Annotated in this window: 11 protein-coding genes; 8 read left to right on the top strand and 3 right to left on the bottom strand. The window is 72.2% G+C overall.

The features are described from left to right. The first annotated feature begins 7 nt into the window (after nt 1-7). The 6 genes from ACGF3H_RS36130 to ACGF3H_RS36105 all read left to right on the top strand — a co-directional run bounded on the left by ACGF3H_RS36130 (nt 8) and on the right by ACGF3H_RS36105 (nt 3,960). The gene (locus ACGF3H_RS36130; protein ID WP_393816622.1) at nt 8-166 is read left to right on the top strand and encodes a winged helix-turn-helix transcriptional regulator; all 159 of its coding nucleotides are present in this window, start codon (nt 8-10) and stop codon (nt 164-166) included. After that, nucleotides 163-489, top strand: coding sequence for a hypothetical protein (locus ACGF3H_RS36125; protein WP_393816621.1), 327 nt, complete (start codon nt 163-165; stop codon nt 487-489). The genes ACGF3H_RS36130 and ACGF3H_RS36125 overlap by 4 nt, the downstream gene beginning before the upstream one ends. 2 nt (nt 490-491) lie before the next feature. Next, entirely contained in the window at nt 492-1,391 is a 900-nt protein-coding gene (locus tag ACGF3H_RS36120; protein ID WP_393816620.1) for a protein spdB, read from the top strand. Further along, the gene (locus tag ACGF3H_RS36115) at nt 1,388-1,600 is read left to right on the top strand and encodes a hypothetical protein (RefSeq protein ID WP_393816619.1); all 213 of its coding nucleotides are present in this window, start codon (nt 1,388-1,390) and stop codon (nt 1,598-1,600) included. The genes ACGF3H_RS36120 and ACGF3H_RS36115 overlap by 4 nt, the downstream gene beginning before the upstream one ends. Then, nucleotides 1,597-1,959 carry a hypothetical protein gene (locus ACGF3H_RS36110; protein ID WP_393816618.1) on the top strand — a complete coding sequence of 121 codons (363 nt, stop codon included), beginning with the start codon at nt 1,597-1,599 and terminating at the stop codon, nt 1,957-1,959. Before ACGF3H_RS36115 ends, ACGF3H_RS36110 begins: the two co-directional genes overlap by 4 nt. A gap of 687 nt (nt 1,960-2,646) precedes the next feature. Beyond that, complete coding sequence (locus tag ACGF3H_RS36105) at nt 2,647-3,960, top strand: hypothetical protein (RefSeq protein WP_393816617.1); 1,314 nt, start codon at nt 2,647-2,649, stop codon at nt 3,958-3,960. Between the two features lie 1,192 nt (nt 3,961-5,152). On the opposite strand, the gene ACGF3H_RS36100 is transcribed toward ACGF3H_RS36105, so the two are convergent. Then, entirely contained in the window at nt 5,153-5,623 is a 471-nt protein-coding gene (locus ACGF3H_RS36100; protein WP_393816616.1) for a transcriptional regulator, read from the bottom strand. Nucleotides 5,624-5,703: 80 nt separating this feature from the next. After that, on the bottom strand, nt 5,704-6,075 hold the full coding sequence (locus ACGF3H_RS36095) for a hypothetical protein (protein ID WP_393816615.1): 372 nt from the start codon (nt 6,073-6,075) through the stop codon (nt 5,704-5,706). Nucleotides 6,076-6,450: 375 nt separating this feature from the next. Here ACGF3H_RS36095 and ACGF3H_RS36090 point away from each other — a divergent pair, with 375 nt between their 5' ends. Next, nucleotides 6,451-6,912, top strand: a complete 462-nt coding sequence (locus ACGF3H_RS36090) for a hypothetical protein (RefSeq protein WP_393816614.1) — start codon at nt 6,451-6,453, stop codon at nt 6,910-6,912. A 462-nt stretch (nt 6,913-7,374) separates the two neighbouring features. Here the strand turns inward: ACGF3H_RS36090 and ACGF3H_RS36085 are convergent, their stop codons facing one another. Beyond that, nucleotides 7,375-8,106, bottom strand: coding sequence for a GntR family transcriptional regulator (locus tag ACGF3H_RS36085; protein WP_393816613.1), 732 nt, complete (start codon nt 8,104-8,106; stop codon nt 7,375-7,377). 356 nt (nt 8,107-8,462) lie between these two features. On the opposite strand from ACGF3H_RS36085, the gene ACGF3H_RS36080 reads away from it, so the two are divergent. After that, nucleotides 8,463-10,353 (top strand): FtsK/SpoIIIE domain-containing protein (locus ACGF3H_RS36080; RefSeq protein WP_393816612.1); only part of this gene is annotated, 1,891 nt, incomplete at its 3' end.

Raw genomic sequence — 10,353 nt, 5'->3', positions numbered from 1 at the left:
GGTCGCCGTGTTCAAGGCGGTGCAGGACGGCACGTCCACGAACGCGGAGATCGCCAAGGCCACCGGCCTCAACCCCGGCTCCGTCGCCCGCGCGGTCGACGCCCTGGTCAAGCGCGGGCTGCTCGCCAAGGACGGCACGACGATCCGGACGGAGGCCGCCGCATGAGTGCCAACCTCGCCCAGGCCGTGGCCGACGCCCGCGCGGCGGAGGCCAACACCGAGCAGATCGCGCAGATCCTCGCCGTGGTCCAGGCCGTGCAGGCCGCCGCCCCGGCCCCGGCCCCGGCCGCGCACGCCGCGTGCAGCTGCTCGCACGGAAAGGCCGGCGCCCGCTCCAAGGGCACGGTCGCCGCGTGGATCGCGGGCGGCGCCGCCTGCGCCTGCGTCCTGACCGCCCTGTTCCTCGCGGTCGCCCTGGTGGCCGTCGCCGTGACGGTCGGCGGCTGCGTGTCGTACCTGCTCATCCGCGAGATCCGGAAGGGGAAGTGACCATGCCGAAGCTCAACCTCAAGCGGCTCGCCACGGTGGGCCCGGCGGTCCTGGTGACGGCCGTCAGCCTGGTCCTGACCCTGGCCGTGATCGTGATGTGGCTCGGGGACTCGATGCCGTGGGGCGTCGCCCTGGTCGTCGGCGTCGGCCTCGACGGCGGATGGCTGGCCACCCTCGCGTACGAGCGGCGCCTGGCCGCGCAGGGCGACCACAACAACGTGGTCACCGGCATCGGCTGGGGGTTCGGCGCGGTGGCGACCGGCGTCCTGGTCGCCCACGCGCTCGGGGAGGACTCCCCCGGCCCGTGGCTGGCGGTCGCCTGGCTGCCGCTCGCGGCGAAGGCCCTGTGGCTCGTTCACGGGCTGTGGGAGCGGACCGCGCTCACCCCGGCCGCCCTCGACCGGATCGCCACGATCCAGCAGGGCGCCCGCGATCAGGCGGCCATCGCGCGGGCCGAACTGCGGGCCGAGGCGGGCACCGAGGCGACCCGGCTCGACGCCGTGACGGGCGCCGGGAAGCGCGTCGCAGAGGCACAGGCCAAGGCCGCCCGGCGGCTCGCCGGGGCGTGGTCGGAGCTGGACGGCGTCCGGCAGGGCGACGGCACCGGCAGGGCTCTGACCTGCGTGACTGAGCGCGTCACGCCCGCGTCACAGGACGGGGCACAGCCGCGCTGGCAGCTCCCGATCTGGGGCTCGTTCGAGGAGCTGGCCGCCATCGAGGCGCCCGCGCTGACGGACGACGCGATCGACGCGATCGTGGCGGAGCTGCGGGCCAGCACCCACCCGCCCATGAGCTACCGGGACATGGCCGCCGCGTTCCGCGCCGCCGGGCACAGCGCCGGGGAGACCCGGCTCCGGGCGTCCTGGAAGCGCGTCACGACGGCCGAGGCGGTGGGCTCGTGATCGCCCTCGCCTACCTCGCCACCGTGGCGGTCGCCCTCGTGGTCCTGGCGGTGGCCCTGCGCCGCCGCCCGGCCCCGGCCCCCGCGCCGGTTCCGCCGGCGCCCGCCTCGACCCGACTCCTGATCGACGGCGAGCCCGAGGTGCGGCTGATCCTCGCCGCCGCCACCCAGCTCGCCCACCTCGCCAACCGGATGGGAGCCGCCGCATGAGCCGCCGACCCGCGATCCACGACGCCGAACCGAGCCTGGTCGTCTCCCACGGCGCGGACTTCTTCGGGCAGGACCGCCACCTCCTGGCGGACGTGGTCGCCCTCGCCCCGTGGGTGACCAACGCCGTGCCGTACAACGACCGGCAGTCGGTGGCCCCGCTGGTCGCCGCTATGGAGGGGCGGGAGGCGCAGGCCTTCCCGGCCGCCGACGCTGCCCGCGTCTCCGAGGTGCTGCTGAAGGTCTCCCGCGACCGGCACCTGAAGCCGCAGGCCTCCGCCCTCGCCCGCGCCCTGGCCGACGCTGCCGCCCGCGCCGCCGCCGACGGCGAGCCGTGGGAGTGGGCGATCGAAGCCGCGTAACACCGGAGCCCCGCCGGCCTTTCGCTGGCGGGGCTCCTTACGGCCCATCAAGTCACATCAGCCGCACGGGTCTAACGCCGTATATCGCCTGGTTGTCCGCCACTTTGTGGCAGGCTCACCCCCACAACATCAGACAACGCAAAGGGCCCGCCGTGTCACCGACGGGCCCGGAGCGAACACCAAGATCCCCAGACTTTCCACGGACTCAGGATTGGTGCTCACGTAGTGCATTCCCATGATGCAGGACCGCAGGCCCCTGTGGCGACCGCTCCCTCGGACGCGTCGCTGACCGGGGCCGTTCGTGTCTCCAAGGCCGCTCGCCCCCGCTGCCGCCGGAAGGGGTGCGGACGGCGCTTTACGCGCAAGACACCCGGACAGTCATATTGCACGCCTAACTGCCGAAAAAGGGCGTCGGAGGCGGACGCCAAAACCACCCCGAAAACGCGGCCTGACCTGCGGGAACAGGGCACCGAAGGTGACCACCTTGGTAAGAAGGGAAAGAAGTTTCCCGACCCTGACCCCAAGACCCCCCAGGAACTCGCTGCGGAAGCCGCCGAACGGCGCCGCAAGGAGCGGAAGCGGCGGAACTACAGCGGGCTCTACTACCAGTGGGACCACTCGAAGCTGAAGTCGATCCGCGGCTGCCGCCGGTCGGCCCGCGACGAATCGGCGGGCGTCACCCTGACCGTGTCGTCCGACGGCGAGCAGGTCGGCCGGAAGGGTCTGAACCGCTGCGCGTCGGTCTGGGCCTGCCCGGTGTGCGAGACGGTGATCCGGGGCCAGCGGGCCACGGACGCGGACACCGCGATCACGGAGCACGTCCGCAACGGCGGGATGGTCATCTTCGTGACCTTCACCGTGCGGCACTGGTCGAACCACGACCTGGAGGACCTGATCAGGGTTCAGGTCCGGGAGGTCTGGAAGGGGTTGCTGCAGGGCCGGAAGTGGGCGCGCTCGAACGCGGGGAACCTCCGCAACCGGCTCGGGGTCGTCGGCACGATCCGCGTCCTGGAGGTGACCGTTGGCCAGGTCAACGGCTGGCACCCGCACCTGCACGTCGCCGTGTTCCTCGGTGGCCGCCAGGACCCGAAGCCCAAGCGCGGGTCCGGCGAGAAGTGGGACCCGACCGTGCGCTCGTACTTCCGGCCGGCGGACGCCGACCTCGACCTCTTCGAGGCGGAGTGGAAGGCCGCGTGGATCGACGGCGTCACCGCCGCGAACCCCGACTTCCGCCCGTCGGCCCGCGACGGCGTGGACTTCAAGCGGGTCTACACGGTCAAGGACGCGGCGGCGATCGGGAAGTACATCTCCAAGGTCCAGGGCACCGATGTGGCCACCGACTGGTCGGCGGGCGCGGAGCTGGCCATGTCGCACGTGAAGCAGGCGCGCGGCGGCAACATGAAGGCGATGGACATCCTGTTCCGCCTCGCCGCGCTGCGCGGCGGACAGGTCGCGGACGACCTTCCCGGCTGGGGCTCCATCGAGCAGCTCGCCGCGCTGTGGGCCGAGTACGAGCTGACCACCAAGGGCGGCCAGAACATGGCGTGGTCCGAGGGCCTGAAGCGGGCGTACGGCATCGGCACCGACGAGAACCAGGACGCCGCCGACCGCCAGGCCGTCGACGCCGAAGACGCCAGCGAAGCCGACGCGGCCCGCATCCACATGTCCGCCCGCACCCAACTGGAGATCGGGCGCAAGCGGATCGTGGTCGACGTCGACGAGGCGGCTAGCGACGCGGTGAAGCGCAACGAGGACCCCGTCATCGCGGTGCGCGCGCTGCTCGCCCTGGTCGGCATCGACAGCATGGGCGTGTGGGCGATCACCGCTGACGAGGACGAGGCGAAGTGGAAGGCGTCGGCGGAGAACGCGGCCGGCGCTTCGGGTGAGACCGACGACGCGCGGGCGAAGCGCAAGGAGCGGGAGGCGGCCGACCTCCGTCGCGCCCGCGCCGACCGCCGCCAGCACGTCTGGAAGCAGGCCGCCGCGACCACCCAGGAGTAACCCCGGCCGAACCCCGGCCGCCAAGAACTGGGCCCAGTTCGCACTACCTTGCTTCCCGGATCTGCTGCCCCCGACCGACCCCCCCCCGCCGAACTCCTCACCCCGCCTTCGAAACTCAGCCTGCACCCCCCTTGTCCACCTTCCGAAACTCGACCCGCACCCCCTTGTCCACCTCCGGACCCCCGCCCCGACCTGAACCCCTGGAAACTCCGTGACCACCCACACGGAGGTCCCGGAGAGTGGGTGGTCACGGAGATGGAAGGGCGCCCGTGCAGGTCGGGGCGGGGGTCCGGAGGTGGCCCTGTCACACGCTGGTGTACGGGTCGGTTTACACCCCCGGCCGTCCCCGGCCGCCGCGAAACTGATGTCAGTTCGCACTAACTCGCTGCCGGGATCTGCTGCCGTCAGGCGGCGCGGCGCGAGGGCGTTACTGGGATCAGTAACCCACAACTCGCTGCCCGGATCTGCTGAGCGTCGGCGCGTGGTCCGGAGTTCCCCGCCGGGGGAACTCCCTTTGTGCCTCACCCCTGTTTGATCAAGGTCGCGGGGGCGGCTTGCTCTACAACTTGCCGTACAACTTGCTCGTCAACGTGCCCTACAACTTGCCGCTCAACTTGCTCCACAACTTGCCTCCAGGGCGCTCTACGAGGCGCCGTACGAGGCGCGCTACGAGGCGTCTCCCGAGGCGCCCTACGAGGCGCCTGTCGAGGCGCTTCGTCGTCCGGCTGGACGCGCGGCCGACGTGCGCGGACAAGGGGTCCGGCGGCGCCGACTACTTCCGTACGGGACCCCCTCCGGAGCACGGCCCGAGGTTCCGCCGGCCTTTCGACGGCCACCGCCTGGTGCTCGCCGCCGCCGCGCTCGCGCAGCATTTGCACGCCCCCGTGGTCGCGTCCTGGGTCGCGCCCTGAGTCGCACCCTCGGTCCCGGCCTGCGTCGCGCCCTCGGTCGCGTCCTGGGTCGCGTCGGTGTGGGCCGCACGAGGTCTGCGGCGTGCGGCCTGAGCAGGACGACAAGGGGTCGGCCGACGGCTGCTCGCAGGGCCGACTACTTCCCTGGGGAGCCCTCCGGCGCGAAGTGCAAGAGGTGTGCCTGTTTCGAGCTGTCGGTGTGCACGGGTGTGCCCGTGCACGCGTGCACGCATGACGAAGGCCCGCGCCGGTTGGCGCGGGCCTTCGTGGTGGCCGGTGGATCAGACGGCGGCGATCAGCAGAGCGGCGATCAGGAGCCACAGCATGTGCCAGCTCTGATCGAGTGCGTAGGCGCCCGTGCCGAGCGTCGGCGCGTACTCGCCCTTGGCGGTCGTCGGGTGGCCCGGGTGCGCCGGGGTGCCGAGCGAGTAGAACTCCGCTTTGCCGACGTGGTCAGCGAGCCGCTTGAGCGTCGTACGGCGGTCGGCCCAGTAGTGCGAGACGGCGTCCACGCCGAGGCCGAGCACGAGACCGACGACGGTCACGGACAGGCCGAGCACGAGCACGACCGGGACCAGAACCACGAGCTTGGTGAGCGTCAGGCCGAGGACGTGTCGGCCGCAGGCGAGCCGACCGGTCCAACCGGGCTGGCCCTTGGTCGCGGCCTGGCAGCTCGACTGCACCCAGTGGTCGCCCACGGAGTGCGCGACGTACAGGGCGACGAACACGGCGGCGAACGTGGTGGCGGTCATGATGGGTTCCTCCTGGCTCGTGACGGGTCTGGGAGCGAGGGGCGGCCGTGCGCCTGGCAGTGGACGGCCGCCCCGGCGGATCAGATGCCGATGTGCCGGCGGCCGGACTCGTACATGCGCCGGACGCTGGACTGCTTGTCGGCGTCGTCGAAGAGGTGGACGGCGATGCGCCGCCACGACATCCCGTAGTGGTCGCGGAGCTTGACGACCTGGACGGCGGCGCGGCGCTCCAGGAGCTGCGCGAGGTACGCCGTGGCGGACGCCTGCGCCAGGGCGTAGTCCTCGGTCGCGGTCGGCTCGCTCAGCCCGGCCTGGCTCGCCCCGAGCGACTCCAGCGCGTAGGCCAGACGCTCGTTGTCGACGGACTGCACGAGGTAGCCCTGCATGTCGTCCTCGGGCTCCCAGGTGATCTCCGCCTTGCAGCCCTCGGTGCGGATCACGGTCACGGCCATGGTGGTTCCTCTCCCGTAGGGGGTGTGCGCTTTGTGCACACCAAGAGACTGGCACAGGGTGTGCGCATTGCGCAAGGGCCGACTTGTTGGGAATGCCTAGGTGTGCGATTTGGGCGGTATGGGCGGCCGTTGGGTCGTGATGCAAAGGTGTGGAAAATCTGTTCGAGGCGGTCCGTCGGGCGGGGACAGCGGTCGTTGATGTGGGGGCGGCGAGCAAAAGTGCCAGAGGTGTACGAGCGTCGGCGTGCTCCTGGCGGTGGGCGCCGTACGTCATCTCGGAGACGTACGGCGGTGGGCGGTGACGCACTCGAGGAACGCGGCCGGGGTCGCCGCGGGCGGAAGTGCCGGCGCTTCGACCGCGTACGGTCGGGCGGCATGAAGCACGACACCCCGAGGGACGTCGACGGCGAGAAGCTGTGCGCCTGGTGCGGCGGCCCGATCAAGCAGTCCGGCGTGGGCCGGAGCCGGGACTACTGCTCCCGCACCCACCGCGAGTACGCGTACCGGGCCCGACGCGAAGCGGAGATGAAGCTGGTCGCCTACTCGCGCGGCCGGGCCGACGCTGCGCGGTCCGTTTCGTCAACTGTCGATACCCGGCGGGACCCAGTTCCGACAGTTGACGAAACGCGGGCACCGGTCCCGGCCGCCGACCCGAGCGAGGGATGGGTGCGGTCGATAGACGAAGTCGACGCGCAACTCCGGGAGCTGGAAGCCCGCCAGGCCGCGCCGCGCCCGCCGGTCCCGGCCCCCGTTTCGCAGAAGCGCCGGCGCCTCGCCGCACCCCCGGCGACGGAAGCCCCGACCCTCTTCGAGCCCGAGGCCGCCGACGGCGAGTAGGTCCGCCGGCCTTTCGCCTGCCCCAAGGCGGGGCCAGAGCGGGGGGTTCCCTCCGGTCGGGCGGCACTCACGGTGGGCCGCGGGTTCTGGGGGGGTGGAGCTTGCGGAACCCCCCCAGGTTCCGTGGCATGGTGCGGAGGGCTGTCCGGCCGGAGGGAACCCCCCGCGACCCGCCGACCACCCACGGACCCGCAGAGACCCGCAATCCCCCACCCCTCTGGGAGCGGTGGCCCCCCGGAGGGCCGCCGGAGGCGCAGTAACCGGCACGCTCCCACGGCGCGGCCCTGTACGCCGTTCTGACGGCTCGTGAGGGCTCGGGCGGGCTGAGAGTCGCGGGAGCGGTAGAACGGCGCTCAGCGGCCCCGTGGCGGGCCGTGTGCGGGTACGTTCGGGAGCTGGCACGACGAAGCCCCCCGCCGAGTACGGATCGGCGGGGGGCTTCGGTGTGGGCGGGCCGAGGCGTCAGCTCCGGTGGGACCGCCAGCGACGGGCGGGCGCCACGGATTCCCCGACCTCGACGGTGTCGCCCTGCGCGTCGACGTAGACGTTCCGGCTCAGCAGGACCGGGGCGCCGGGCTCGACGCCGAGCAGGCTCGCCTGCTCCTGGGTGGCCGCGTCGGCGGCGCTGGCTTCCTCGGAGGCGACCGCGCGCCGGCCGGTGGCGGCCTCGATGGCGGACGGGGTGCCGCCGGGGATGCGCTCCCGCGACAGCAGGGCGGGCACGGTCTCCGCGAGGTCGGCGGAGAACCAGCTCGTGCTGGCGCTGACGGGTTCGTCGTCGGCGTTGTGCGTGACCCGCTGACGGCGGAGGGCCGGGCCGTCGCCCTCGACGCCCAGGAGGTCCGCGACCCACTCGGGCGGGGTGGTCAGGTCGGCGTTCGTGATGACCGCGTACTCGCCATCGGCGTAGATCCGCCCGGTGGTGAGTGCGGCCTCCAGCCGGTCGGCGGCCGTGCGGTGCAGGGTCCGGCGCGTGCTGACCGTGGTGGCCGAGCCCTGCCGGGCCTCCGCCAGGCCCTCCGCCTTCAGCGTGCGGTGGACCTTCTGCGCGGTCGCGGTCGAGATGCCGTACTCCGTCGCGAGCTCGCGCACGGACGGCAGCGTGTCGCCGTGCTTCAGCTCGCCGCTGACGATCTTCGACTTCAGGGCGGCGACGACTTGGAGGTACGGGGGCGTGCGCTCCAGCGAGGACATGACGGGCTCCTTCGGAGGGTGAACGGTTCGGTGATCTAGCACAGCATCCAATGCGGTGACCTAACACAGTGTATGGCTTGACACACCAACTGTGCTACCACAGTATGGATGTTGTTCGGCGGCCCCTTCCGAGGGGTCGCCGGATGGGTTCCGAATCGGGGTCCCTCGCGCGCGCACGCGTAGGGCCCCCCTCCCGGAAACCACCGCAACACCGAAACCCGCAGGTCACGGGCTTGCGGGGGCGCAACCGCCCGCAAGGAAGGTTGCGGTCCCGGAAACCGCCACAAATCAGGCGGGCCGGAACGCCGCGCGAACGGCAATCCCGGCCCTGATCCACGATCACTGAAGGAGCACTCGTGGACTACGCAGCAGCATGGAACAAGATCGGCACCGGCACCAAAGCGACCCTCACGTTCTCGACGGACCGGATCAACCGGGCGACGGCCGCCACGGGCCGCGCCCTCGACGCCGCTGCTCCGGTCTGCGCCCCGTTCGCCCAGCGCTGGGACGCCGAGGCCGACCGCCGGATGGCGCTCCGGACCCCGGAGAACCTGAAGAAGCTGATCGAGGCGCAGCGCGCGAACACGTCGGCCCGGTCGACGGCCGCGACCGCCAAGAGCCAGCGCACGGCCGCGAAGGCGGCGAGCAAGAACCCGTTCAACGGCGCCCGCCGCGCCGCCCGCACGGCGGACAAGGCAGCTCGCGGGCACGCCAAGACGGCGCGGGCCGACCTGAAGACGGCCAAGAAGAACTACCCGATGACGCTGCGCCAGCTCGCCATCCGCGTGCACGCCGCGCACACGGTCCCGGCCGGGCTCGCCTCGTACGCGATGAGCACGGCGGAGCACTGGACGGTGTGGCCGGCGGGAACCTCGCTCGGTCTCATCGCGCTCAACGCGGGCGCGCTGTTCCTCGGTCGCCGCGAGGTGACCGTGCAGGTGGACGACGAGGCGTCGGCCGAGGAGCGCCGCCTGATGGAGCGGCTGGCCCCGACGTTCTGGGTCCAGCACGCCGACGAGCGCGGGCTGTCCGGCACGCTCACCGAGCACCCCGAGCTGACCCCGGCCGGGATCGTCTGCGGTGTCCGGCTCGATGGCCGCTGGTCTGCCAAGAAGCTCGCGGCCGAGGCCGACTCGGTCCGCGCGCTGCTCGGCATGAAGACCGAGACCCGGATGCAGATCAGCCGGGGCAGCCACGGCGACCGCGCGCTGATCGTGATCCGCACCCGCTCCGCCTCGGACGGCATCTCCATGATCTGGACGCCGGACCACGTCGGCATCGGCGTGGACGAGGTGACCGGCGAGTTCGTTGACCTGCCGCTGAAGGCGGGCAAGCACATCCTCGCCGCCGGGCGGACCGGCATGGGCAAGTCGGTCTCCTGGCGCCCGCTGGTCATGCGCGCGGTCATGGCCGACGACTGGACGGCCGTGGTCATCGACCCGAAGCGCCAGGAGGCGATCGGCTGGCAGCACTGCCTGCGGTGCGTCGGCCAGGAGACCGACCGCGAGGAGCGCATGGCGCGCATCTACGGGATGGCTAAGGAGCTGACCCGCGAGATGCACCGCCGCCAGGGCATCGCCACCGGCGCCACCTGGATTCCGGACGGGCGCCCGGAGAACCGCAACCTCCTGGTCGTCATCGACGAGGGCGCGGCCATCGTCCGGATGTCCAAGCGCCGCGAGTACGCCGACGTCCTCGACCTGTTCGAGGAGCTGTGGTCCGAGGCCCGGTCGGTGGGCTTCCAGTTCGTGTGGGCGACGCAGTTCCCGACCAAGGCGGTCGGCGTCCCGGCGGCCGTGAAGGAGAACATGTCCGCCTTCCTGTCGCTCACGGTCAACCCCGGCGAGGCGGAGCGCGCGATCTTCGGTGAGACCGCGCAGCAGGAGGGCTGGCTGCCCTCGCGGCTCGACGGCGTCCCCGGCCGCGCGATGCTCCAGTTCGAGAAGCGCACCCCCGACCCGCTCCGGCTGTGGCACGTCACGGACGGCATGGTCGCCGGACTGCCCAAGGCCGACCCGTGGCAGAGCCCGGCCGCTCCGCTGTCGGCGGTGCCGGCGCCCGCCCCGGCCCCGGCCGCCGAGACCCCGGCCCTGAGCCTGGTGAAGGACGACGCCCCCGCGGCTGCCCTCCCGGAGAACCTGACCGACAACCAGGTCGCCGTGTTCAAGGCGGTGCAGGACGGCACGTCCACGAACGCGGAGATCGCCAAGGCCACCGGCCTCAACCCCGGCTCCGTCGCCCGCGCGG

This window comes from Streptomyces sp. NPDC048185 (assembly GCF_043202495.1).
In the GTDB taxonomy this organism is placed as follows: domain Bacteria; phylum Actinomycetota; class Actinomycetes; order Streptomycetales; family Streptomycetaceae; genus Streptomyces.
Note: the sequence above shows the minus strand (reverse complement) of the source record. Positions and strands in the feature narration are given on the sequence as shown.

What these genes read in the sequence shown, in the direction of transcription:
- ACGF3H_RS36125 (WP_393816621.1), top strand. Translation starts at nt 163, where the DNA reads ATGAGTGCCAACCTCGCCCAGGCCGTGGCCGACGCCCGCGCGGCGGAG.
- ACGF3H_RS36120 (WP_393816620.1), top strand. Translation starts at nt 492, where the DNA reads ATGCCGAAGCTCAACCTCAAGCGGCTCGCCACGGTGGGCCCGGCGGTC.
- ACGF3H_RS36110 (WP_393816618.1), top strand. Translation starts at nt 1,597, where the DNA reads ATGAGCCGCCGACCCGCGATCCACGACGCCGAACCGAGCCTGGTCGTC.
- ACGF3H_RS36100 (WP_393816616.1), bottom strand. Translation starts at nt 5,623, where the DNA reads ATGACCGCCACCACGTTCGCCGCCGTGTTCGTCGCCCTGTACGTCGCG.
- ACGF3H_RS36095 (WP_393816615.1), bottom strand. Translation starts at nt 6,075, where the DNA reads ATGGCCGTGACCGTGATCCGCACCGAGGGCTGCAAGGCGGAGATCACC.
- ACGF3H_RS36090 (WP_393816614.1), top strand. Translation starts at nt 6,451, where the DNA reads ATGAAGCACGACACCCCGAGGGACGTCGACGGCGAGAAGCTGTGCGCC.
- ACGF3H_RS36085 (WP_393816613.1), bottom strand. Translation starts at nt 8,106, where the DNA reads ATGTCCTCGCTGGAGCGCACGCCCCCGTACCTCCAAGTCGTCGCCGCC.